21 protein-coding genes are annotated in these 24,522 nt (G+C 62.7%); 17 read left to right on the top strand and 4 right to left on the bottom strand.

The annotated features are described in order from the left end of the window. Positions 1-195: 195 nt before the first annotated feature. From M1D34_RS27620 to M1D34_RS27600, 5 genes are read left to right on the top strand one after another with little or no spacing between them, the layout of a single operon-like run. Positions 196-1,701, top strand: coding sequence for an ABC transporter substrate-binding protein (locus M1D34_RS27620; RefSeq protein ID WP_498785881.1), 1,506 nt, complete (start codon positions 196-198; stop codon positions 1,699-1,701). Between the two features lie 40 nt (positions 1,702-1,741). Beyond that, positions 1,742-2,662, top strand: coding sequence for an ABC transporter permease (locus tag M1D34_RS27615; RefSeq protein WP_498785879.1), 921 nt, complete (start codon positions 1,742-1,744; stop codon positions 2,660-2,662). Then, a complete protein-coding gene (locus M1D34_RS27610) occupies positions 2,659-3,576 on the top strand; it encodes an ABC transporter permease (RefSeq protein ID WP_498785877.1) in 918 nt (305 codons plus the stop codon). Before M1D34_RS27615 ends, M1D34_RS27610 begins: the two co-directional genes overlap by 4 nt. Beyond that, positions 3,576-4,547 (top strand): ABC transporter ATP-binding protein, encoded by a 972-nt coding sequence (locus tag M1D34_RS27605; RefSeq protein WP_498785875.1) that lies wholly within the window; start codon positions 3,576-3,578, stop codon positions 4,545-4,547. The genes M1D34_RS27610 and M1D34_RS27605 overlap by 1 nt, the downstream gene beginning before the upstream one ends. Then, positions 4,544-5,527, top strand: coding sequence for an ABC transporter ATP-binding protein (locus tag M1D34_RS27600; RefSeq protein ID WP_498785873.1), 984 nt, complete (start codon positions 4,544-4,546; stop codon positions 5,525-5,527). Before M1D34_RS27605 ends, M1D34_RS27600 begins: the two co-directional genes overlap by 4 nt. A gap of 24 nt (positions 5,528-5,551) precedes the next feature. Here M1D34_RS27600 and M1D34_RS27595 read toward each other — a convergent pair whose 3' ends face one another. Next, positions 5,552-5,857 (bottom strand): hypothetical protein, encoded by a 306-nt coding sequence (locus M1D34_RS27595; protein WP_498785871.1) that lies wholly within the window; start codon positions 5,855-5,857, stop codon positions 5,552-5,554. A 618-nt stretch (positions 5,858-6,475) separates the two neighbouring features. Then, complete coding sequence (locus tag M1D34_RS27590) at positions 6,476-7,366, bottom strand: GNAT family N-acetyltransferase (protein WP_498785869.1); 891 nt, start codon at positions 7,364-7,366, stop codon at positions 6,476-6,478. Between the two features lie 253 nt (positions 7,367-7,619). Here M1D34_RS27590 and M1D34_RS27585 point away from each other — a divergent pair, with 253 nt between their 5' ends. The 11 genes from M1D34_RS27585 to M1D34_RS27535 all read left to right on the top strand — a co-directional run bounded on the left by M1D34_RS27585 (position 7,620) and on the right by M1D34_RS27535 (position 21,018). After that, positions 7,620-8,948, top strand: a complete 1,329-nt coding sequence (locus M1D34_RS27585; protein ID WP_498785867.1) for an NAD(P)/FAD-dependent oxidoreductase — start codon at positions 7,620-7,622, stop codon at positions 8,946-8,948. Between the two features lie 8 nt (positions 8,949-8,956). Continuing rightward, positions 8,957-10,081, top strand: a complete 1,125-nt coding sequence (gene argE, locus M1D34_RS27580; protein ID WP_498785865.1) for an acetylornithine deacetylase — start codon at positions 8,957-8,959, stop codon at positions 10,079-10,081. A gap of 16 nt (positions 10,082-10,097) precedes the next feature. Then, positions 10,098-11,021 (top strand): 2-hydroxyacid dehydrogenase, encoded by a 924-nt coding sequence (locus tag M1D34_RS27575; protein WP_498785863.1) that lies wholly within the window; start codon positions 10,098-10,100, stop codon positions 11,019-11,021. Between the two features lie 25 nt (positions 11,022-11,046). Beyond that, complete coding sequence (locus M1D34_RS27570) at positions 11,047-11,400, top strand: cupin domain-containing protein (protein WP_498785861.1); 354 nt, start codon at positions 11,047-11,049, stop codon at positions 11,398-11,400. Between the two features lie 5 nt (positions 11,401-11,405). Further along, positions 11,406-11,873 carry a GNAT family N-acetyltransferase gene (locus tag M1D34_RS27565; protein WP_498785859.1) on the top strand — a complete coding sequence of 156 codons (468 nt, stop codon included), beginning with the start codon at positions 11,406-11,408 and terminating at the stop codon, positions 11,871-11,873. Positions 11,874-11,961: 88 nt separating this feature from the next. Next, on the top strand, positions 11,962-14,004 hold the full coding sequence (locus tag M1D34_RS27560) for a hydantoinase/oxoprolinase family protein (protein ID WP_498785857.1): 2,043 nt from the start codon (positions 11,962-11,964) through the stop codon (positions 14,002-14,004). A 2-nt stretch (positions 14,005-14,006) separates the two neighbouring features. Then, positions 14,007-15,977 (top strand): hydantoinase B/oxoprolinase family protein, encoded by a 1,971-nt coding sequence (locus tag M1D34_RS27555; protein WP_498785855.1) that lies wholly within the window; start codon positions 14,007-14,009, stop codon positions 15,975-15,977. Between the two features lie 28 nt (positions 15,978-16,005). After that, positions 16,006-16,923 (top strand): LysR family transcriptional regulator, encoded by a 918-nt coding sequence (locus M1D34_RS27550; RefSeq protein ID WP_498785853.1) that lies wholly within the window; start codon positions 16,006-16,008, stop codon positions 16,921-16,923. A 108-nt stretch (positions 16,924-17,031) separates the two neighbouring features. Next, a complete protein-coding gene (locus M1D34_RS27545; RefSeq protein ID WP_498785851.1) occupies positions 17,032-18,495 on the top strand; it encodes an aldehyde dehydrogenase family protein in 1,464 nt (487 codons plus the stop codon). 9 nt (positions 18,496-18,504) lie between these two features. Next, a complete protein-coding gene (locus M1D34_RS27540) occupies positions 18,505-19,548 on the top strand; it encodes a tartrate dehydrogenase (protein WP_498785849.1) in 1,044 nt (347 codons plus the stop codon). A 15-nt stretch (positions 19,549-19,563) separates the two neighbouring features. After that, complete coding sequence (locus M1D34_RS27535; protein ID WP_498785848.1) at positions 19,564-21,018, top strand: NAD-dependent succinate-semialdehyde dehydrogenase; 1,455 nt, start codon at positions 19,564-19,566, stop codon at positions 21,016-21,018. Positions 21,019-21,351: 333 nt separating this feature from the next. Here M1D34_RS27535 and M1D34_RS27530 read toward each other — a convergent pair whose 3' ends face one another. Both M1D34_RS27530 and M1D34_RS27525 read right to left on the bottom strand, forming a co-directional pair. Then, on the bottom strand, positions 21,352-22,626 hold the full coding sequence (locus M1D34_RS27530) for an NAD(P)/FAD-dependent oxidoreductase (RefSeq protein ID WP_498785846.1): 1,275 nt from the start codon (positions 22,624-22,626) through the stop codon (positions 21,352-21,354). A gap of 66 nt (positions 22,627-22,692) precedes the next feature. Next, positions 22,693-23,361 (bottom strand): haloacid dehalogenase type II, encoded by a 669-nt coding sequence (locus M1D34_RS27525; protein WP_498785844.1) that lies wholly within the window; start codon positions 23,359-23,361, stop codon positions 22,693-22,695. A 318-nt stretch (positions 23,362-23,679) separates the two neighbouring features. Between M1D34_RS27525 and M1D34_RS27520 the strand changes: the two genes are divergently transcribed. Next, positions 23,680-24,516: a GNAT family N-acetyltransferase gene (locus M1D34_RS27520; protein ID WP_498785842.1), complete on the top strand. Its 837-nt coding sequence runs from the start codon at positions 23,680-23,682 to the stop codon at positions 24,514-24,516. The last annotated feature ends 6 nt before the right edge of the window (positions 24,517-24,522 follow it).

The raw sequence follows: 24,522 nt of genomic DNA, 5'->3' as shown, positions 1-24,522 counted from the left end.
TGTGAATTAATCGTCTTGACTTGGCCGGCCCGGTCGCGCATGCTCCGAGCCGAAGTGTCAGATTTGGACACTACGCGCTTACAGGAGGAAGTAAAGTCATTTGAACGCGCTGGAGTGGCGTGCGCGCCGATGGCTTTGAACTGACGGCATCGTGGCGGGCGAGGTGCCGCTCGTCGGAACAGGAGGAGGGCTTTCATGAAAAGGACCAACGCGTTGAGCGTAGGAGTGGCGTTGCTATTAGGCGCCGCAATACCGGCACATGCGGCGTCGGACAAGCTGACGGTCGTTGTCACGGATGAGCCTAAGTCGCTCGACCCGTGCGATACCGACCTTTCGGGCAATTCCCGCGTGATGCACAACAATATCACTGAGGCCCTCGTCAACCTGAGCCCCAAGGACGGGTCGGTGGTTCCGAGCCTCGCCACCAGCTGGCGGCAAGTGGACAGCCTTACCTGGGAGTTTAAGCTGCGCGAAGGGGTGACGTTCCACGACGGCAAGGCGTTCGATGCCCCGGCCGTTGTTGCGGCCCTCAAGCGGGCACAGGACCCGCCACTTGCCTGCGAAGTTGGACTTGCCACGCTGAAGGGCGTCAAACTTACCGCAGAGGCGGTGGACCCGACCACCCTCCTCATCAAGACGGACGTCGTCGAGCCGATCCTGCCGAACAAGATGTCCGCGCTGGACATCGGCTCGCCCGCGACACCGAGCGACAGCAAGACGCGCTCTCCGGCTGGAACGGGCCCTTACAAGCTTAAGGCGTGGACGCCGGGCCAGTCGGTTACTCTCGCGGCCTATGAGGGCTATTGGGGCGACGAGCCGCCGATCAAGCACGCGACGATCATCTGGCGCGCCGAGTCCGCCGTCCGCGCCGCAATGGTCGACACCGGTGAAGCGCAGATCGCTTATGAAATAGCGCCTCAGGACGGCACGACCAAACAGGATCACGCCTTTCCGAACGCCGAGACCTCGCTTCTGAGGATCGACGCGCAGGTCCCGCCCCTCAACGACAAGCGCGTGCGCGAAGCCCTGAACCTGGCGATCGACCGTGACGGGCTTATCGGCACCATCTTTCATGAGGACGCCCAGAAAGCGATGCAGGTCGTGCCGCCGTCGGTATTCGGCTTCAACCCTGACATCCCCATCTGGACATACGATCCCGAAAAAGCGAAGTCCCTGCTCGCCGCCGCCCAGGCCGATGGCGTGCCGGTTGATAAGGAAATCGTCATCTACGGCCGTATCGGCATCTACCCCAACTCGTCGGAAAGCCTGGAAGCCGTTCAGGCGATGCTGGCAGATGCCGGCTTCAACGCAAGACTCGAAATGCTCGAGACGAGCCCGTGGCTGAAGCGGCTGCTGAAGCCGTGGGAGAAGGAGCGCCAGCCGTCGATCCTGCAGACGCAAATCGACAATACCGAAGGCGACGCGGTGTTCACGCTGCCGAACCGCTTCACCAGCGACGGCAACCAGTCGACCATCGCAGACGCCAAGCTCGACAAAATAATCGCCGACGCCTCGAAGGCGACCGGCAACGAGCGCAAGAAACTGTTCCAGGAAGCGTTCAGATACATCGCAATCGATGCAGTCAACATCGCGCCGCTCTTTCACATGGTGGCAATTGCCCGCGTCGCCAAAGACGTGAACTACATTCCAGATGTACAAGCCGGCAACGAAATCAAGCTGAAGTCGGTCAGCTATCGCTGACAGTCGGCCTGACGAGCTGGCTGCCGACTGAGGAGAGCGGATGTCCTTCAAATATTTCCTGAAACGTGCAGGCTTTGCGGTACTTGCGCTTGCAGCGCTGATGACATCCGCTTTCTTCCTGGTGCGGCTGACGGGCGATCCTGTCGATCTCTACCTGCCGGTCGATGCCTCGGATGCGGCGCGCGAAGCCATGCGCGTCCGTCTCGGCCTTGATGGCTCGCTGCCGGCACAGTTCCTCGATTGGGCCGGAGACATGATCAGCCTCAACTTCGGGATGTCGCTCTGGCATAATCGACCGGCCATGGAGGTGGTACTGGAAGCTTTGCCCAACACGCTGGCGCTCGGCGCCATCGCATTGACCCTGGCTTTCGTCGCCGCCATCGTCATCGGATCCATCGCGGCCGTGAATGCCGGGGGCTGGATCGATCGCAGCATCAACGTGCTGTCGCAGGCAGCCGCCAGCGTGCCGGATTTCTGGCTCGGCCTGATGGGCGTCCTTTTGTTCGCGGTGACCTTCCGTATCCTGCCGACCTCCGGCTTCGGCGGACCGATCTACTGGGTCCTGCCGACCGCCTGTCTTTTTGCAAGGCCTTTCGGAACGCTGGTGCAGATCGTCCGCGGCTCGATGATCGAGGCGCTGAACGCAACGTTCGTCCGGACTGCACGGGCCAAGGGTGCTCGCGACGGGCGGGTTACTTTCGTGCATGCGCTCCGCAACGCTCTCCTGCCCGCGGTCACCGTCACCGGCGACCTTGCCGCCCAGTTCGCCGGCGGCGGTGGTGTTGTCGAAGTGGTCTTCGGATTTCCCGGCATCGGCAAGCTCCTAATTGACGGCATCCTCAAACGCGACTTCGCTATCGTCCAGGCATCGATTTTCGCAGTCGCCGTCGTCATCTTCTTCATCAACATCCTGGTCGACATGCTTTATGCCTCGATCGATCCGCGCGTGAGGATCGAATGACCGACGCGTCCGCCGAACTCCTCCCCGCCCGAGAGCGCCGCAGCCGCCGCATCCTGTGGCTCATGCGCGCGCTCGCGGGTGATCCGATGGCGATCGCGGGAACGATCTGGCTACTGATCGTCGTCCTTGCCATTCTCGCCGATAGCCTGTCGCTTCTGGGCGACAACCGCATCTCCCTCAAAGCACGCAATCTGCCGCCCTTCGACTTCGGCCAGTCCTGGACATTGTGGCTTGGGGCAGACGCCCTCGGGCGCCCTCTCCTTGTCCGCCTTATCCAGGCGGCATCGACGACGATCGGGATCGCCCTCGTAACCGTGTCGACGAGCCTGGTTGGCGGGACGCTGCTTGGCGTCATCGCAGCATATTTCGGCGGCATCGTAGGCAACGTTATCATGCGGATCTGCGACATCGTTCTTGGCTTCCCGACGCTTTTGGTGGCCCTCTTCGGCCTCTATCTGTTCGGCCCGAGCGTCAGCAATCTGGTGATCGTGCTCGCCGTCACCCGCATGCCGGCTTATATCCGTGTAGCACGTGCAGAAACGTTGGAGGTCCGGGAAAGGCTTTTCGTCGATGCCGCGCGTGTCTTCGGCGGCGGACCGGCGTGGATTCTGCGCAATCATATCCTGCCAAGCGTCGCACCCACGATGCTGACGCTCGGTTCCGTCAATTTAGCCATGGTCATGCTGTTTGAATCCGGCCTGAGCTATCTCGGCCTCGGCATCCAGCCGCCTGCGGTCAGCTGGGGGCTGATGGTGGCCCAGGGCCAGGGCTACCTGTCGTCCGCCTGGTGGCTCGGCTTTTTCCCTGGTCTCGCGGTTATGTTTACCACCATGTCATTCAATTTCCTCGCCAACTGGTTCCGGATCGTCAACGACCCGTCGCAGCACTGGCGGCTTGTGAGCCGGAGGCGCTGATGGCACTTCTCGAAGTCGAGGACCTGAGGGTCAGTTTCGACACGGCGGCCGGGCGCATCCTCGCCCTCAATGGGGTCTCCTTTTCGCTCAATCGCGGCGAAGTCCTGGCGCTTCTCGGCGAAAGCGGCTCGGGAAAATCGGTTACGGCGTCGGCCATCATGGATCTCGTTCCCAATCCTCCGGGCGCGATCGATCAGGGATCGATCCGTTTCGATGGGACCGAGCTGCTGCAGCTTTCGCGGAAGGAGCGGCGTGATCTTTGCGGCGACCGCATCGCCCTGATCTTCCAGGATGCGCTTGCGGCGCTCAATCCGGTTTATCCCGTCGGCTGGCAAATCGCCGAAATGTTCCGTATCCATGGCCGCACCCCGGAGGGCGGTGTCGAAAAAGCGGTCATTGACCTCCTCACAGCAATCGGCATTCCTGACGCTGAGCGCCGGGCGCGGCAATATCCGCACGAGTTTTCCGGCGGCATGCGCCAGCGCATCATGATCGCCATGGCAGTGGCGCTTGAACCGGACGTCATCATCGCGGACGAGCCGACGACGGCACTCGACGTGACGATCCAGGCGCAAGTGGTCGATCTTCTGGAGGCCGTTCGCAAACGCAGCGATGCCGGCATGATCTTCATCACCCACGACCTGGGGGTCGTGGCCGAACTCGCGGACCGCGTTGCGGTCATGTATGCCGGGCGTATCGTCGAAACTGCAAGCGTCTTCGAGCTCTTCGAGGACGCCAGGCATCCCTACAGCGTCGGACTGCTTGCCTCGCAGCCGCGCATGGATACGGACGAGGACGAACTCATGCCGATCCCCGGCTCCGCTCCAAACCCTATCGCCCTCCCCTCCGGCTGTGCCTTCAGAACGCGCTGTCTGCGCGCAGAGAAACTCTGTGCCGAGGATGTTCCTCACCTTGAAACCGTGGGACCGGGCCGCCAGGTCGCATGTCACTTTCCGGTATCGCCAGCATGACCGAACCTCTTCTTAAAGTCCAAAACCTCTCCCGGCACTTCGGCGGCACGTCGACTCCGGTGCGCGCCGTCGATGATGTCAGCTTCGAGATCGCCCAGGGCGAGACGCTCGGCCTCGTCGGCGAAAGCGGTTGCGGCAAGACGTCGCTGGTGCGCACACTGCTGAAGCTCGGACCGGCAACCGGCGGCAGTGCCCTGCTCGACGGCGTTGACATCACCTCGAGCAGCGGTCGGCAGTTGCACGAGTTGCGCCGCAGAATGCAGGTCGTGTTCCAGGACCCCTACCAGTCGCTCAATCCCCGCATGCGGGTCGACCGGCTCATCTCGGAACCCTGGGCGCTGCACCCGGGTGTCGTGCCGAAGGCCCGCTGGCGGGAAGAGACGGCCAAGCTGCTGGAATCCGTGGGTCTGCGTGCCGAACATGCGGACCGCTACCCTTCCGAATTTTCAGGCGGCCAGCGGCAGCGCCTTGGAATTGCACGCGCTCTTGCGCTCAATCCGGCGCTCCTCGTTTGCGACGAGCCGGTTTCCGCCCTCGACGTGTCCGTCCAGGCGCAGGTCGTCAACTTGCTGGGCAGGCTGAGACGGGAACGCAATCTGGCGATGCTCTTCGTCGCGCATGATCTCGCCGTGGTGCGCCATATCTCCGATCGGGTCATGGTCATGTATCTCGGCAAGATCATTGAGACCGGGCCCAAGCATTCAATTTTCAGCGCGCCGGCCCACCCTTACACGCAGGCCTTGCTCTCCGCGGTACCGACCCCGGATCCGAGGCTTCGCGGGAAGCGCAACCGTATCGTGCTGCAGGGCGACCTTCCGAGCCCCGTCAATCCTCCCAGCGGATGCCGCTTCCGAACGCGCTGCTGGAAGGCGACGTCGATTTGCGCCGAACAGGAACCGACGTTGATGAAGAGGACGCCCGCTCTAGGCCTGCTGACAGCATGCCACCATGCCGATGGGGAAGCTTTCTCCACATCGTAAACTCAGCGGAAGGGTTCACTGCGTTCAAAGGAATCGATCCAGAGCCTTTTCAATGCTGAAGGTCTTGAACAGATGTGAACCGGTGGTCCATGGTCGCGCGCAGATGTGTCGCAAGCCAGAGCGCTCCCTCAGGGCCGGCCCGAGGACGAACCGCCCCGCCTTGCGCCTGATTGCCAGCAGATACAGACGCGAATTCCTGTTGATGCATCTTGCGGTCTTTTGAGAACATCGCTCGACATCATCGCGGCCGCACTGGTCGCTGACCTGTCCGTCGAAGAAGAAGGGCGCCGATGGCTGGCCGTGGCGCAAAGCGACGCCGAGAAAGCTCACCGCTGCGCCAGTGCCCATGCGGGAAACCATACACGCAAGGGCATTCCTCGCCGTTGCAGCTACGTGGACACACCGGCGCCTCTCGCCGGAACGTTCCGAGCCGAAGATTATTTGAACAGTTGCAGCGGAGCGAGGTTAATGCCAGAGGAGGTGCCTTTGAAACGGACCAAACCGGAAGCGAAGACAAGCAAGCGGCGCCCGCCGCCTAGAGTGCCCGGTGAAAGCACGGACAGCGAAGACAACAGCGTCGTCAGCGATCCTCACCCAGGCTCCGTTTCGGATGGAACCCACCCGGAAGCAAGCGAGGAGAAGAGCTGAACTTCTCGCTTCTTGGGCGCCGCCGCTACTGGCTGGTCGCGCCGCGATTGCCGCTGTTCCAGCGTCTGTCAGCGCCTGGCAAGAGTGACCTTCGCGGAGCCGACGCTTTCAACGCGACTTCGTGCGCTCCGACGGCGTCTGCTGCGCTGTGTCTCCATCACCTCGTCGGGTTCGCGGTACTGCTCGATCACCAGTTGAGCAACTGATCTGGCATCGGCCGACCCTGGAAGCTGCTCCGCGTGTCGCGCCTGTCGCTCCTGAGCTGGCAACGCGTCGGGCATGTCCCAAGTCGGCAGAGGTTTAACCGAGCGCGTGGCTTGCGAGTCCATAGAGGCCTGGTCCCGGTAGGGGCTCCGGCCCATTCTTGTGCGACCGGGACATAGCAACGACGGTGTCGAAGACAGCCAAACCGGATTGAGCAAGAAGTGTGGCGAACGGGCCCGCTTCGACGGGTGTGTCGAGTCTGAGGAAGTGATCCGCGTGAGCGACGATGTGCGGTAAGACGACCGCGATAGCGTCCGCATCTGTGTCCGCGGCGACTGGGCCCACGACATAGCCCCTGCCGAAGGGCCGGCAGAGCGCGAAAGCGCATAACTGGCCGAAGCGAAACAGCCCGTAGCCCCTAGAGTGTGTGAAGAGCTTGCCGACAAGCGCCGTCCTCGCTACGCCAAAGGCGCGTGCATCCAACGCCGTGACGGCGGCTAGGTCCCTGTCCTGCAGTCGGCGAATCTCAGACGCCTGCGGCGGGCTAGTCAGATCGAGCGGACGGGCGATGCCCTGACACTGATAGATGGTTCGCACGGGCTCAAAACCGAGCGAGTCATAAAGCCGGCGGGCGGCCCTCGTCGCATTCAGCCTGAGATCACGCCCTTTGCAATCCGCAAGGACGTGCTCCATCAGCCAGCGGCCAGCGCCGTTCGTCTGCAGTCTCGGTGAGGTGATCACCACGCCTATAGTCGCGAAATCGTCACCATGGGGAAACCACATGGCCGAACCTGTCATCCTACCGATTTCATCAAGCGCCACGTAGCCGCGGCCGACCTCGCGCAGGAACTGCAAATCCTCCGACCGAAGCGGCCACCCAACGGAGACCGACAGCGCATGCAATTGCTCGAGATCGGCGCTTTCGATCGGGGCTATGCGCATTTCGAAACTGTCGATCACTTTGGATCCGGCTATTGGTGCGCCCACTCCTTGTCTCCCAATCTGCTCTCGTTTTTCGTCTCTTCCTCGCGCCCGTGCAGTCGTCCAACCGCGCAGCTGCGAAAGTGTTTCTTCTTTAGATTAAGACGGCGCGCCCGGCACAATTCGCTTGAGAAGGCGCAGCACGCACAACAATTCTCCAAATCAGACGTGCTTTCGGCAGGTAAAGCCTGAGCAGGCCTCTAAAGTATGCGGCAAGAAGCGAGCCGGTCCCCCTTCCAGCCGCCCTGAGAACCCGAAGATGTCGCCTCCGGTCAGCCCCATTGCAACTTCGCCGAAGATTCCTCATCAAGCCGATGTCGTTGTCATCGGCGGCGGGATGGCCGGGATCGCTGCCGCCTATGAGCTTGCGCGCCGTGGTACATCCGTGGCCGTGATCGAAAAGGGGGTGGTCGCTGGCGAGCAGTCGAGCCGAAATTGGGGCTGGTGCCGACAACAGAACCGCGATCTACGCGAACTCCCCCTCGCCCAGCTGGCAATCCGCATCTGGGCGGAGCTCAACGAAGAGACAGGCGAAGAGACTGGCTTCCGCCGCACGGGGCTTTTCTACGCCTCTAGCAATCCGGCCGACATCGCCGCCTGGGAGAAGTGGGGCAGCATCGCCCGCGCATTGGGCGTCGACACGCGGATGCTGACCGGCTCTGAGATGGAGGCCCATCTGCCGGGCAACAGCCGCAAATGGCTCGGTGGCGTACATTCTCCGACAGACGGGCGTGCTGAGCCGGCGCTTGCGGTGCCGGCGCTTGCTCGTGCGGCACAACGCGCCGGCGCCACGATCGTGCAGAATTGCGCCGTGCGGACGTTTGAAACCTCGGCCGGGCGAATCTCGGAAGTGGTAACGGAACAGGGTCCGATCCGCTGCTCCGCAGTACTCGTCGCAGGAGGGGCCTGGAGCGGAATGCTGCTTCGCCACCAAGGCTTCCCTTTCCTGCAAGCCTCCGTGAAGTCGACATCCTTTTATACAGAACCGGCTACAGCCGTGACCGAAGGTGGCCTGTCGATGCAGAACGTCGCGTTGCGGCGGCGGCTTGACGGTGGTTATACGGTCGGCCTGAGCGGTCAGGCACAATTGCAGATCACGCCTTGGGGCCTCATGCAGGCGAAAGCCTTCTGGCCGACCTTCCGGACGCGCCGTAAGGGTCTGAGCTTCGCGATCGGACGCCAGTTCTTCGAAGGTCCAGAAGCGTCTTGCCGCTGGCGGGCCGACGGAATCTCCCCCTTCGAGCGCATCCGCGTCCTCGACCCGGCACCGGACAGGCACCTGGTTCAGACAGGGCTCGAAAGGTTGCGAGAGAACTATCCGCAACTCGCCGGCCTCAAAGTCGCGCAGGCCTGGGGCGGCATGGTGGATTCGACGCCCGACGCGATTCCTGTCATCGCCCCGGTAAAGGCGCGGCCTGGGCTCTTCATCGCTTCCGGCTTCAGTGGCCACGGCTTCGGCATCGGCCCTGCCGCCGGGCGACTTGCCGCCGACCTGATCCGGGGCGACCAGCCATGCGTGGATCCGAACCCCTATCGCTACGAACGCATGATCGACGGCACCCACCTCGGCAAGCCGGGAATGCTGTGAGGACGACAATGCAGGCAGTGGAAATTCTCGAAAAACTGGTAGCTTTCCCCACCGTCGTCGGCAGCCCGAACGGTGAGTTGGTCACTTGGATCCGCGGCTTTCTGCAAGGCCACGGCGTCGCCGTCACTGTTCTTCCCGGTCCGGAGGGCGATCGATCTAATCTCTTCGCCACGATCGGCCCGAAAGAGGTGCCGGGCTATCTCCTTTCAGGTCACATGGATGTCGTTCCGGCGGCCGAGAGCGGCTGGACTAGCGATCCCTTCCGGCTTCGCCACCAGTCAGACCGACTCTATGGACGCGGGTCGACGGACATGAAAGGATTTCTTGCCGTCGTCCTTGCCGCCGCGCCCGGGCTTGCGAAGGTGCCGCTTCGCCGGCCGATCCACCTGGCTTTCTCTTATGACGAGGAGGCGGGCTGCCGCGGGGTGCCCCATATGATCGCCCGCCTGCCGGAGCTCTGCCAAAAGCCTCTCGGCGCGATCATCGGCGAACCAAGCGGCATGCGCGCGATCCGGGCACACAAGGGCAAGGCGGCAGCAAGGCTCGCGATTAAGGGTCGCTCCGGCCATTCATCACGTCCGGACCAAGGGCTGAACGCCATCCATGCCATGGCACACGTGCTTGCCTCTGCTGTTGCGGAAGCCGACCGGTTGACCCGTGGCCCATCCGAAGACGTCTTTGAACCATCCTACTCTTCCCTGCAAATTGGCACGGTCAAGGGTGGCCAGGCGGTCAACATCATTCCGGAGTGTTGCGAGGCGGAATTTGAGGCGCGTGCCATTTCCGGCGTCGATCCGGCCGACCTGCTGGCGCCCGTGCGAGAGGCCGCAGAGAGGCTGACGGAGCATGGGTTCGCCGTCGAATGGAGGGAACTCAGCACCTATCCGGCGCTCTCGCTTCCCGCCGACGCGCCGCTAGCGGCACTGCTCGAAGAACTCACCGGCACCGAACCCCTCCCCGCCGTCAGTTACGGCACCGAGGCGGGTCTCTTCCAGCGGGCGGGTATCGACGCAATCATCTGCGGTCCCGGCGACATCGCCCGCGCCCACAAGCCGGACGAGTTCATCCACATTGACGAACTCGTCGCCTGCCAAGCCATGATCGAGACACTCGGCGCCCGCTGCAGCGGCTGACCGGAGGAGATTCGCCATGACCTTCCTCTTCAACTCCGATCCGAAGCGCGGCGCGATCTTCGCGGAGGCCTTCGCCCGCGAACTTCCCGATATTTCTTTCTCGATTGATCCGGCCACCGTCGAACCGGACGATGTGCGCTACCTGATCACCTGGACGATCCCTGAAGACCTTTCCCGCTATCGCAATCTCGAACTCCTTTTCTCCATTGGTGCAGGCGTCGACCAGTTCCGCATCGACACGCTGCCGCCCCATGTGAAGGTGGTGCGGATGGTGGAGGACGGTATCGTCCGAATGATGCAGGAATATGCGACGCTTGCCGTGCTCGCGATGCACCGCAGCCTGCCCGCTTATCTTAACCAGCAGCGGCGCGAGATCTGGCATGCCATTGCACAGGTTCAGGCGGTTGACCGCCGCGTCGGCGTACTTGGACTCGGCATGCTCGGCATCGCCGTCCTGGAACGCCTGAAACCCTTCGGTTTCCAGCTCTCCGGCTGGAGCCGCCGCACCCATGAGATCGACGGTGTCCGATGCCTGAACGGCCAAGAAGGGTTGGATGCCCTGCTTGGCTCCACCGACATTCTGGTCTGCCTCCTGCCCTTGACCGAGGAGACACGCCGCCTCCTCAACGCCGAACTTTTCGCAAAGCTTCCAGCCGGTGCGGCGCTGGTCCATGTCGGCCGCGGGCCGCAGCTCGACCATGAGGCGCTACTTCAGGCGCTCGACAGCGGCCATCTCTCGGGCGCAGTGATTGACGTCACCGAGCCCGAGCCGCTGCCGCCGGGTCATCCGTTCTGGCGCCATCCTAAAATCGTGCTGACGCCGCACATCGCAAGCGTCACTCAGCCGGAAACCGCCGCCGATGCCGTCATCGAAAACATAAGGCGTCATCGCGCCGGACTCGATCCAATCGGGCTGGTCGATCGCGGCCTTGGCTATTAACTTCTCGATCCCGGAAAGGAAAACCATGCAACTCTTGAAGACCATTGACACCAATCCCTCCTTCGCGCCTCGCGAGTCGGGGCCTCTTCCCGAACGTCTGATCTCCGGCGATCCCTCGTTCAAGACCTGGGCCCAGGACATCGCGCGCGGGGAGATGATCCATACCGGTGTCTGGGAGGCGACGCCCGGCGAGACGCGCTCGATCAAGGGTGAAAGCTTTGAGTTCTGCCATCTCCTTTCGGGTGTGGTCGAGCTCACACCAGAGGGTGGCGAGCCGGTTGTTTACAAAGCCGGGGACAGTTTCGTGATGAAGCCGGGCTTCGTTGGCGTCTGGAAGACGATCGAAACGGTCCGCAAGATCTACGTGACGGTGATGTAACGTCCATGCCGTGCGACCCGATCGTCTTCGAGGCGTCATACGGAGGCTATCTCCTGAGCACTGATCGCGCTCGGCTCGATCCTGCCGCCGTCCATAAGTTCCTGACGGAGGAGTCCTATTGGGCGCGCGGCATGACGTCTGAGCAACTCAACCGCGCGCTGGAAAATTCCCTCCCCATAGGCATTTATGCCGAAGACGGCACACTCGCCGCCTTCGGCCGAGTCGTGACCGACTACGCCGTCTTCGCATACCTGCGCGACGTCTTCACCTTGCCGGCCCACCGTGGAAAAGGGCTTGCCTGTTGGCTTGCCCGCGAGATTCGCAACCATCCCGAACTTGCTGCCGTGACCAGCTGGATGTTGGCCACCCGCGATGCCCACGCCGTTTATGAAAAGGCCGGTTACCGTCCGGCGCCCCACCCCGAATATTACATGACCGTTTCAAAGGACGAGACGCAACGGCGGGAGCCATAACCGACGGTTATGGACTTCCATCATCTTCTTCGTGGCCTGCACCGGTGCCATCAGACATTCTTGCTCCACCACGACAGGGAGATGCGCCATGGCCTACCGAGTTGGCGTTGATGTCGGCGGATCCTTCACGGATTTTGCCGTCTTCGACACGAACGCCGAAAATCTCACGACACTGAAGGTCTTCTCGCGGCCGGATGCGCCTGGCGAAGAGATCCTCTCTGCGCTCGACATTCTCTCCCGACTCAACGGCATCGAGGCGGAGGAAATCTCTTATTTCACCCATGGAACTACGGTCGGGGTAAACACCGTCGTCCAGCGTAACGGCCCGGAGATCGCCCTCTTCACCACCAGGAATTTCGAGGACGTGCTTCAGGTCGCACGTCTCAAGATCCCGCAGATCCACAATCTATATTCGACGCGTCCCAAGCCGTTAGTCAGCCGCGACCGCGTCTTCGGTATAGACGAGCGCGTGCTCGCGACCGGCGAGGTTCTCAAGGCCCCGGATGAAGAGGACGTAGCCCGTGCGGTTCAGATGGCGCTCGAAGCGGGCTGCAAAGGTATCGTGCTCGCCTTCCTCCACTCATACCGCAATCCGGTCAATGAATACGCCGTCAAGGCGATGATCGAGCGGCTCGCGCCAGGTACGCCCGTGGTGTCCTCTGCCTCCACATGGCCCATCATCCGTGAATATGAGCGCACAATCACGGCTGTGATCAGCGGCTTTGTCCAGCCTCGTGTCGCCAACTATCTCGATCGCTTTGAGAGCGTTCTGCGGGCGCGCGGTGTCGTTTGTCCGCTTCTGATCACCAAATCCAATGGCGGCGTCATGGGCATCGATCAAGCGCGGGCGGAATGCGCGCAAATGATCCTGTCCGGCACCGCCTCCGGCGTGATTGGTGCCGGCTATCTGGCCAAGGTGAGCGGCTTCCACCGAATCCTGAGCCTCGATATTGGCGGTACCAGCGCCGACGTCGCCGTGATCATCGATGGCGAGGCACAATACGGCACGGGTGAGATGATCGGCGAATTCCAGATCCATGTGCCCTCGGTATCGGTGAGCTCCGTCGGCCAAGGCGGCGGGTCGGTCGCCTGGATCGATCCGCTTGGGGTGCTACATGTCGGACCTGAAAGCGTGGGCTCCACGCCCGGCCCCGTCTGTTACCGGCGCGGCGGTACGAGGCCGACAACCACCGACGCAATGGCCGCCTCCAACCTTATCGGCCATATGCCGCTCGGCTATGGCTCCGTTAATGTCGATCAGGCGGCCTCCAGGGCGGCGCTTGCTCCGCTTGCCGACAGGCTGGGCACCAGCGTCGAGGTGCTTGCCGGAAACATCATCGATATCTCGGTCTCAGAAATGTATGCGGAAGTGAGTGCATTGGTCTCGCGCTTCGCCATCGATCCGCGTGAGTTTCACCTCTTCGCCTTCGGCGGCGCCGGCGCGATGCTCGCCTGCTTCCTCGCCCAGGAACTCGACATGCGCGGCGTCGTTGTGCCGCCGAGGCCTGGCGTCGTCTCGGCTTTTGGCGGCCTGGTGGCCGACCTCAAGAACGATTTTATCCGCACCACCTATTGCGAGGTGACCGCGGAGGCGCTAACCGGCCTGTGCCCCACCTTGGAAGCGCTGGAAGACGAGGCGCGCAGCTGGCTGGAGGCCCAGAGCCATAGTGGGCGCGGCTGGATTCGCCTTTCGGCCGAGATGCGCTACCTCGGTCAGTCCTTCGAGATAGAAACGCCGCTCGAATCTGCGTGGTTGCGCGAGGGGAACGCGACATCGGTGCGGCGCGCCTTCCATCGCGAGCACGAGCGGTTGTATGGCCATGCCGACGAAAAGGCGGACGTCCAGATGGTCGGCCTGCGGCTCGTCATTTCCGGTGCCACGCCAAAGCCGCCGCTCCATCCGATTGCCTCGGCCATTGCTCCCGCGGAGCCACGCCTTGAAGTCGAGGCGTGGTTCTCGGGGCGCAGTTGGTTGACCGGTGTCTACCATCGGACCGACCTTGCCTCGGGCCACCGCTTCCGCGGTCCGGCGATCGTTGTCCAGGACGACACCACAACGGTCGTGCCGCCAGCCTTCGAAGTCCTCGTAGATCGCTTTGGCAACCTTGTGATCACCAAAACGGAGCTTTGACCATGGCTATCGGCCGCCGCAATCTGAAGGTGCTCGCCAATTTCTGCTCGGCTGCTGCCGACGCGATGGCCTTCACGCTGATGCGCACCGCGCATTCCGCCTTCGTCAAGGAGACAGAAGATTTCTCCTGCCAGATCGTCACCCGTGAGGGGCTTGCCTTCGCCAATCCACGCCACTTCGGTGCACCCTGGTATTGCGGCATCGACTATGTGCCGCTGCTTGAAGCGTTCGAGACTTATGAGGAAGGCGACATCGGGATCACCAATGATCCCTATTCAGGCTTTGTCGCCACCCATTCCCCGGACATTCACATTTGGAAGCCGGTTTTCTTCAACGGAGAAATCGCCTGCTTCGTCGTCGGACACATCCACAATACGGATGTCGGCGGCGCCGTGCCCGCCTCTCTGTCGCGCAGCCTGAGCGAGATCGAGCAGGAGGGGCTGCGCATCCCCCCGACCAAACTCGTGTCGAGCGGGGAGATGAACCGCTTCGTGCTCGACATGATCCGCGCTAATGTGCGGATGCCGGAGCAGAATCTTGGTGACTTGAACGCTCAGATCGCGTCCGTCAACGTGGGCGAGCGCAAGGTCCTGGAGATCATTGGCCGCTTCGGCTATCAGACCTTCCTCGAGGGCGTGGCGCAGATCCTCGACTATGCCGAGGCGCAGGCCCGCAACGTCCTCTCGCGCGTGCCGGACGGGGACTATTTCTTTGCCGACTATGCCGACGAGGACTCCGTCGGAGGCCGGCCCTGCCGTATCGCGCTGACACTGAAGGTGCGCGGCGATGAGGTCGTGCTCGACTATACCGGATCCGACCCGCAACTCGGTTCCTCGCTCAACATGCCGACTGGAGGACGCGAACGCCATCCGCTGGTGATGGTCGGGCTCACCTATGTGCTCTTCACGCTCGACAGCAGCGTTTTGCTAAATGCCGGCACTTTGAGGCCCGCGCGGGCCATTCTGCCGGAGGGGTCGGTCGTCAATTGCACCCGGCCGGCTGCCGTCGGCATGCGCTCGCTAACCTGTGCGATGACCCAGATCGTCACGGTTGGCGCCTTCGTGCAAGCGCTGCCGGACCTGATGCCTGCAGCCTCCCCCGGTGGCAACGCCATCATGAACATCAAGACGACCAGCCGCAACGGTCGCCCAATTATGGCCTCGATCGGCCCCGTCGGAGGCGGTGGTGGTGGCACGCCGTTCTGTGACGGCAGCGACGGAGCCGGCGGGGCCACCGGGTTCCTGCGCAACACGCCGATCGAAATCAGCGAAGCGGAGGTGCCGATCCGCTTCTTGCGCTATGGACTGGAGCCGGAAACTGGCGCCCCCGGCCGCTATCGCGGCGGCCTTTCGGCAGTGATGGAATTCGAGATCTCCTCGCCGGAAACTGTCGTCACTGCGCGCAACCGCAACCGGTCGATCATGCCCGGCTGGGGCGTCAAGGGTGGCCACGCCGGCGGCGTTTCGCGCTTCATCCGCAACCCGGGGCGACCCGACGAAGTTTCGCTCGGAAACACGGACGTCGTTCATTGTGGCCCCGGCGACGTCATCCGCGTTGTCGGACCTGGCGCGGGCGGCTATGGCGATCCGAGGAAACGGCTCGCGGAAGAGGTGCTTCGGGACGTCCGCCAGGGGGTCGTCGGCCTCGAAAGCGCCGAAAGGGACTATGGCGTCGTTATTCGTGATGGAACGATCGACGAAGAAGCGACGGCCACGGCCCGGGCGTCCCCAAACGCCGAAATGCGAGAGAGTATCACCCATGGCGCCGAACGCCTCGCCTTCGAGGCCAAGTGGAACCGGGAGCGGTATGATCTCCTGAGCGATTTTCTCGCCTCGCAGCCGATTGGCTGGCGCTATTTCCTGAAGCATCGCCTCTTCGAGGCGGTTGAGCGGCGCGTGGGCGACCAGCGACCCGTGGCTGAAGAGATGCGTGCGCTGTTTGACGAGATGCGAATCCGCTACGCTTTGAAATGAACGAGGAACCCGTCGGAGCCGCCGCGCCATGAACATCCGCCAGCTCGAAGTCTTCCGGGCGATCATGCGCGACGGTACAATCACCGCCGCCGCGAATTCGCTCGGCATTTCGCAGCCGGCAGTCAGCAAGCTGCTCGCCTATCTTGAGGATCAACTCGGCTATCAACTCTTCGAGCGCATCGGCGGCCGGCTCGTGCCGACGACGGAGGCGCATATCCTTTACGGCGATGCCGATCGCGTCTTCCGGCAATTGGAGGCGCTCTCCACTCTTGCCCGCGATGTCGGCGCCAACCGGATAGGCCTCTTGCGCATCGGCGCGAGCCTGCCGATCGCCCATTCAGTTCTGCCGGTGGCGCTCGCAGCCTTCCGCAGCGAGCAGCCAGAGGTGAAGATCCATCTGCACACGCTCCCGAAGCGGGGAATCGCCGAGGCGCTGTCGCTGGGCGACATAGACGTGGGGGTCACGCTATCGCCGATCCTCGCTCCGACGGTGCGTGTGGAAACGCTCTTTGCCGCCAAGATCGTTGCTGTCATGCATGAGAGCGATCCGCTGGCGGCGGAGGAAGTCTTAACTCCTTCGACACTTTCGGGTCGATCCCTCATTTCCTATGGCTCCCATGCCGAGTTCGGCGCGGCGCTCGACGAAGCCTTTGCTTCGCAAGGCGAACTGCGCGACATATCGATTCAGATTGCCTCATCGGTCAATGCCCTGCCTTTGGTGCGGCAAGGGCTGGGCATCGCGCTTATCGACGGTCTCGTCTTGTGGAACCCGGTCGAGAGCATCGTGGCGCGCCCTTTCAGGCCGGCGGTGCCAACGCCCGTATCGCTTTCGGTGAACGAGGCGCGGCCGCAGTCACGTTTCCTGGAAGCATTCACGGATTGCCTGAGGCGCGCCTTTGTCGATACGCCGCACGAACTGGCGCCCACACGGCCGCCGAACATTTGACTGCCGCACCGCTGAAAACGTAATTTTACGCCGTCCCTACGTCTCCAGTCGATGCATGCTGCTCGCCTTCCTCCGGTAGCCTCAGGTCAGCTTAACCGAGGACGTGCGATGACGCTCAGCTTTGATCCCGATACCCTCCCCCTACCTATCGGGCACTTCATCGGGGACCGGCTGGTGCCGGCCGAAGGCGTCATCGAGATGCATCGCCCCTCAGACGGCAGGGCCTATGCGGGCTGCCCGCTCGCAGACGAAGCACTCGTTGACCGCGCCGTCGAGACCGCCAAGGACGCGCTGAAGGCAAGCAACTGGAGCGGCGTCAGGCCGCGCGAGCGTACCGTGGCGCTGCAGCGCTGGGCGGACCTGATCGAAAGCGAAGCGGAAACGCTTGCAAAGCTCGAAGCGCTTTCCTCGACCCGCCCTGTTGGCCATCTCGTCGCCGGGGACATTGCCATCAGCGCCGAGCAGATCCGCTTTTTCGCAGAGTTCGCCGATAAAGAGGGAAGCGATGTCGTACCGACCGACGACAGCCACCTGGGCATGACGATGACGGAACCCTACGGCGTCGTCGGCGCCATCACGCCGTGGAACTTTCCCGTTTCCATGGCTGCCTGGAAACTTGGGCCGGCGCTTGCCGCCGGCAATGCGGTGGTGCTGAAACCCTCGGAATTGACGCCATTTTCGACCGTCTACCTTGCCGAACTCGCCATTCGCGCCGGCCTGCCGGCAGGCTTAATTAACATAGTTCTCGGCGACGGGCCGGTGACCGGCAATGCGATCACCGGTCATCCGGACATCGCAAAGGTGAGTTTCACCGGCTCGACCGGCGCCGGCGCTGCAATCATGGCCAATATCGCCCGTACCGGCATCAAGCCGATGACGCTCGAGCTCGGAGGTAAAAGCCCGCAACTCGTCTTTGCCGATGCCGATCTCGACAAGGCGGCCGCGGCGATCGCTCAGAGCATGCTTTCCAATGCCGGCCAGGCCTGCGTCGCGGGTTCCCGTTTGATAGTCGAGGAAAGCGTCGCCGCCCCGCTCGCCGAGGCGATCGTCACACGGATGAAAGCTGCGAAGCCGGGTCCGACCTGGGATGAGACGACGCAATATTCACCGATCATCTCGAAGCGCCAGTTGAACCGCATCCACGACATAGTCCTGTCGACCGTCGATAGTGGCGCCGAATGCGTCACCGGGGGCAAGCCAATGGACTTCGCCGGCTATTTCTACGAACCGACGCTGATCGTCGGTGTCCACCAGAACTCGCCGGCCGTGGTCGATGAAATCTTCGGGCCCGTCCTGACGTTGCAAACCTTCGCCGAGGAGGAAGAGGCGCTGGCGCTCGCTGATCATCCGACCTACGGCCTTGCCGCCGGCATTTTCACCCGTGACCTGTCACGCGCCGTGCGGGTGACGCGACGGCTCCAGGCCGGCACCATTTGGGTCAACCGTTACAGCCGCTCGCGCGACCACATCCTGCCGACCGGCGGCTACAAGCGCTCCGGCATCGGCAAGGATCTTGGCCGCGAGGCCTACCACGCCAACCGCAAGAGCAAGAGCGTGCTCATCAGCCTGTAGGGAGTCTCAATGAAATCCTATTCGATCGCACTGATCCCGGGCGATGGTATCGGCCGGGACGTGACAGACGCCGCCTGGCAGGTCCTCTCGACCATCGCCAGGCATTCCGGCTTTACGCTTGCCGGTACGCCGTTCCCCTGGTCCTGCGCCTTCCACAAGGAGATCGGAACGATGATGCCGGCAGACGGCATCGAAACGCTTCGTCGCTTCGATGCGATCCTACTCGGCGCTGTGGGCTGGCCCGCGGCGGTGCCGGATTCCGTTTCGCTGCACGGTCTCCTTCTGCCGATCCGCAAGGCCTTTGTGCAGTATGCCAATATCCGCCCGCACCGGCTCCTGCCTGGCGTCCAAGGACCCCTGAGGGCCGAAAACTTCGACATCCTCTGCATTCGTGAGAACACTGAGGGGGAATATTCCGGCGCCGGCGGCCGCGTGCACCAGGGAACGGCAGATGAAGTAGCTGTCGAGACCTCTGTCTTCACCCGCGCCGGCGTCGAACGGATTCTGCGCTTCGGCTTCGAACAGGCCCGCCAACGCCACGGCAAGCTCGCTTCAGTCACGAAGTCGAACGCCCAGAAATACTCGATGGTGTTCTGGGATGAGGTTACACGAGAGCTCGCCGCTGAATATTCGGACGTGGAGGTGACGAGCTATCACATCGACGCCATGGCGGCGCGCATGGTCATGGCGCCCGAAACCCTTGATGTGGTCGTCGCATCGAACCTCTTCGGCGACATCCTCACCGATCTCGGCGCGGCCATTCAGGGTGGATTGGGCTTTGCCGCCTCCGCCAACATCAACCCAGACAGGAACTCCCCTTCGATGTTCGAGCCGGTGCACGGCTCCGCACCCGACATCGCCCATCTTGGCATCGCCAACCCGATCGCCGCCGTCTGGTCCGGCGCGATGATGTTGGACCATATCGGAGAAAAAGAGGCAGCACGCAGGGTCATGGACGCGCTCGAAACAACGACCTCCCGTGGCATTGGTACCGTGCCGGGCAAAGACAGAACCGAAACAATCACGACGGCGATTGTCGCCGCTCTCCACTGATCATAAGAGGAACACATGAGGCTGAACGACAAGGAACTTTTCCGGCAATCGGGCCTGATCGACGGCGCCTGGATTGGCGCGGCATCGGGCGAGATCGTCGCGGTGATCGACCCGGCAAGTCAGACGGTTCTCGGTAGCGTGCCGGACATGGGAGCTGACGAAACGCGGGCGGCCATCGACGCTGCCAACGCCGCTTTTGGGCCTTGGAAGAAGAAGACGCATACCGAACGCGCTGCGCTGCTCGAGCGCTGGTACGCGCTGATGCTCGAGAACCTCGAGGATCTGGCGCTGCTGCTGACTTTGGAACAGGGCAAGCCGCTCGAGGAAGCGCGCGGCGAGATCCGCTACGGCGCCGCCTTCGTCAAGTGGTTCGCCGAAGAAGCGCGCCGCATCGGCGGCCACACCATTCCCTCTCCCACGGCCGATCGCCGTATCCTCGTGCTCAAGGAAGCGGTCGGTGTCTGCGCCATCGTCACTCCTTGGAATTTCCCGAACGCGATGATCACCCGTAAGGTGGCACCCGCTTTGGCCGCCGGTTGTACCGTGGTGATCAAGCCCTCGGAATTCACGCCATTTTCGGCGTTGGCCCTCGGCGTGCTCGCCGACCGCGCCGGGATCCCCGCCGGCGTCATCAATATCGTCACCGGCATGCCGACCGCGATCGGCAACGAGTTCATGGAAAACGAGACGGTGCGCAAGATCTCCTTCACCGGCTCGACGCGGGTCGGTTCGCTCTTGATGCGCGGCGCCGCCGACAGCATCAAGCGGCTCTCCCTCGAACTCGGCGGCAATGCCCCGTTCATCGTCTTCGACGATGCCGATCTCGATCTGGCGGTCGAAGGCGCGATCGCTTCGAAGTTCCGTAATGGCGGCCAGACCTGCGTCTGTGCCAACCGCATCCTGGTACAGGCGGCCGTCTACGACGCCTTCGCCGAAAAGCTCGGCGCCCGCGTCAATGCCATGAAGGTCGGCCCGGGCACGGAGCCCGGCATCGCGATCGGCCCGATGATCAACGCGGCGGCGATCGACAAGATCGAACGCCATGTCGAGGATGCATTGGCCAAAGGCGCGAAAGTGGCGGCACGAGGCAGGTCACTGCCCGAGGGGCGGCAATACACCGCTCCTATCGTGTTGACCGACGCGACGACCGACATGCTGCTTGCCAGTGAGGAAACCTTCGGCCCCGTCGCCCCGCTCTTCCGCTTCGAGACGGAAGAGGAAGCGGTCGCGATCGCCAACGGCACTCCCTTCGGCCTTGCTGCTTATTTCTACACCGAAAGCCTGAAGCGTTCCTGGCGCGTAGGGGAAACGCTCGAGTTCGGCATGATCGGCCTCAACACTGGCGCTATTTCCACCGAGGTCGCACCCTTCGGCGGCGTGAAGCAATCGGGGCTTGGGCGTGAGGGCGCTCAGGTCGGCATCGAGGAATATCTGGAAATGAAGAGCTTCCACATCGGCGGGCTAGAATAGCCCGTCGGTTGTGGGCGCATCGCCTAGCAGTCTGCCGACGTTTATCAGCTGTCGGCACGATGATCTTTGCCGGGATGATCTCTGCCGGGCGGTCCATGACGCCGGCCGGCAGAGTTTTGTCCGCATGGCCCCGGGAGCAGCAGGCCTGTGCGAGGCAGGTTAAAGCAAGGTGAGGCATGCGCGGTTTTCCGACTTGAAATCATCACACACTTCTAGCAAGTTCACGCGGCATCCGGATGCTTGGCGATCTGGCATGGGCATCCTTGAGGGGCAATCCCGACGCCTTGAGCATGCGCCGGGAAAGCGCCTCTGGATATGTCCATCGCGGCTAGCCTACTGAATCTTGTCGAGCATCTTATAATACATGCCGACCAGCGGCAGGAACCAGGGCTTGCCGAAATGCCCCGGTACGGCCGGCCATTCGAGGCCCTTCAACGGATTCCGGTCGGGCCGGTCGAGGATCGCGTCGGCTATCATCATGCCGAGATGGGTCGAAAGCTGCGCGCCATGGCCGGAATAGCCCATGGCGTACCAGACGCCGTCATGGTAGCCGGCGCGCGGGAAACGATCTTTGGTCATGTCGACGAGGCCACCCCAGCAATAGCCGATCTCGACACTGGCGAGCTGCGGGAAAATCTCGGTGAGATTCGCCTTGAGGATGGCGCCGCTCTTGGCATCGGATCGCTGGTCGGAAGTGGCCGAGAAACGGGCGCGGCCGCCGAAGATCAGCCGGTTGTCCGGTGAGAGCCTGAAATAGTTGCCGATATTCATCGACGTCACGCAGGTGCGATTGCCCGGCATCGTCGCGCTGATCTCCGCCTCGGTCAGCGGCCGCGTTGCGATGATGAAACTGCCGACGGCGATGATGCGGCGGCGAAAATAGCCGAAGGTCGAAGGCGTGTAGGCGCCGGTGGCCACGAGCACCGCATCGGCGGTGGCGCTGCCGCGTTCCGTCTTTAGATGGTGGCGGCTGCCCGCCTGTCGATGTTCCGTGACAGCTGCCTGTTCGAACAGCGTGGCGCCGTGACGCTTAGCTGCCTCGGCAAGCCCGACAACGTAACGGCCCATATGCATCATGGCGCTCTTCTTTGACAGCATGGCGCCGAAGAAGGGGGAGCCGACTTCCTCTTTGAGGTCGTCTGCGCTGAGGAGCGCCGTGTCGGAGTCGACCTCCGCATTGACCGCCTCGAAGTTGCGGGCGATCGCGTGGTAGTGCTGGGGCTTTGAAGCGAGTTTCAGCTTCCCGGCGCGCCGGAAATTGCATTCGATACCCTCCTCTGCAATCACCGCTTCGAGCGTGTCGATCGAGTCGTCGAGCGCCTTGTAGAGCGCGATCGCTCGCTCCTTGCCGAGCTCCGCTCTTGCCGCGAGATAGCTGTGCGCCAGCCCATTGTTCAAGTGCCCGCCATTGCGGCCGGAGGCGCCCCAGCCGACCTTCTCAGCCTCCAGAACGACGACCTTGGCGCCCGCCTTTGCGAGCTGGCGGGCGGCGCCGAGGCCCGTGAAGCCGCCGCCGATCACGGCGACGTCGTAGTGCCCTTCGACCGGACCTTGGGCGCCCCCGGCAAAGGCGGGGGCTGTGTCGTGCCAGTAGGAGACGAATTTCATGGCGGACTGCCTTTTCCAAGAGACGCGGGATGCGGGTGGAAAGCCCTATCCCTTTTCCTCGTCCTGCTAGAGACCAACAACACCCGGCAGGCCGGAGATGCCGGCAATCTCAACGTAACCGTAATACGGGTTGGCAGGCTCGTGGCCGCGATTGACCCAGACCTTGTTCTTGATGCCGAGGTCATGGGCCGACATCAGGTCATATCGGAACGAGGACGAGCAGTGGAGAATGTCCTCCGGTCCACAACCAAGCATGTCGAACATATATTCGAAGGCCTTGAAGCGCGGCTTGTAGGCTTGCGCCTGCTCTGCGGTGTAGACGGCGTGGAATGGGGCGCCGAGTTTTTCGACGTTCGAGGAAATCTGCGCATTCATAGCGTTGGAGAGGATGACGAGCGGGATCTCCTTGGCGACCCTGGCAAGACCCGCCGGCACGTCCGCATGCGGACCCCAGGTCGGCACTCGCTCATAGACCATGCGTGCGGCTTGCTCGTGAAATTTAATTCCGTTGCGCTTGCAGGTCCGTTCGAGCGAATTGTGCACCACTTCCGCATAGGGCTTCCAAGCGCCGAGGATCTCGTCGAGACGATAGGCGGCGAAATTCTTGATGAACTCGGCCATGCGGGGCTCGTCCAGCTGCTCGCTGTAAAGATCGCGCGCCGCTTCCGCCATTTGGAAGTTGGTGAGCGTGCCGTAGCAGTCAAAGGTTACGTATTTCGGACGGAAGGTCGTCATGTGCACTATCCTTGAAAAGAGCGGGACCGGGTATGTGTAACGATCATAGGCGTCGACCCGCCCCTCGGCTCGCCTGATTTGGCGGCGATCGAAGCAGATTGTACCGTATCGAAACCCGGCTTTGGCAGAAGGTTGTGCAGGTCCAATGTGCCGGCGCCCTCACGCTCGACCGCAAAAGCCCTCGCGTCCGTGCCTTCCAGCATAAGATGCGGCGGCCGCTGAGAGCAAAGCTATAAGATACCGCCCGGGCGATAACCTTCAGACGATCTGCTGGCCGGCACTCCGTCAGACTTCCCGACAGGAAGTGAAGGAAATGCCATGCAGACAAATCAGATCGACGTAACCACCTTCGGTCCCGAGCATCTGGAAGCCGCCCTTAGCCTCTCGCGGCAAGCCGGCTGGCCGCATCGCCTCGAAGATTGGCAGATGGCGCTCTCGCTCAGTCAGGGCTTTGTTGCAATCGAGGACGGGCGCGTCGTAGGCACGGTACTCGTGACGCCCTACAAGCAGGACTGCGCGACGATCAACATGGTCATTGTAGACGAGTCGGTGCGGGGCCGCGGTCTCGGGCGCAAGCTCATGGAAGAAGCATTGCGACTCGCCGGCGAACGGCCTCTTCGGCTGGTAGCAACGGCGGAGGGCCTCCCTCTCTATGACAAGCTCGGCTTTCAGGAGACCGGGCGAGTGTTGCAGCACCACGGGATTGCCGGCGAGATCGCCGCACCGAGCGAAACGTCGCCCGCGACGATCGGTGATCTTGCGGCGATCACCCAGCTAGACCGGCTTGCCTTCGGCGCCGACCGCGAGGGGCTGATCGCGTATCTCGCTAAGGTCGGCGATATTGCCGTGATCAGGCGGGACGGCCGGATCGCCGGCTTTGCTGCCTTGCGGCCATTCGGCCGCGGCGAAGTCGTCGGGCCGGTCGTCGCCGGCAGTCTCGATGATGCCAAGGCGCTTGTCGCGCATTTCATCGCCAAGCGGCCTGATCGGTTCCTAAGGGTCGATACCACCGCCGACGTCGGTCTTTCCGACTGGCTTGCCAAGCAGGGACTCGCCCATGTCGGCGGCGGCATCGCCATGATGAAGCCGCCGACGCTGCAACCGGCCGACCCCGTCGCCACCACCTTTGCCCTCGCCAATCAGGCGCTCGGCTGATCCGGA

The sequence above is a fragment of the Ensifer sp. D2-11 genome (assembly GCF_054161295.1).
The sequence above is the reverse complement of the archived record's forward strand: the minus strand, read 5'-3'. Positions and strand labels throughout refer to the sequence as shown.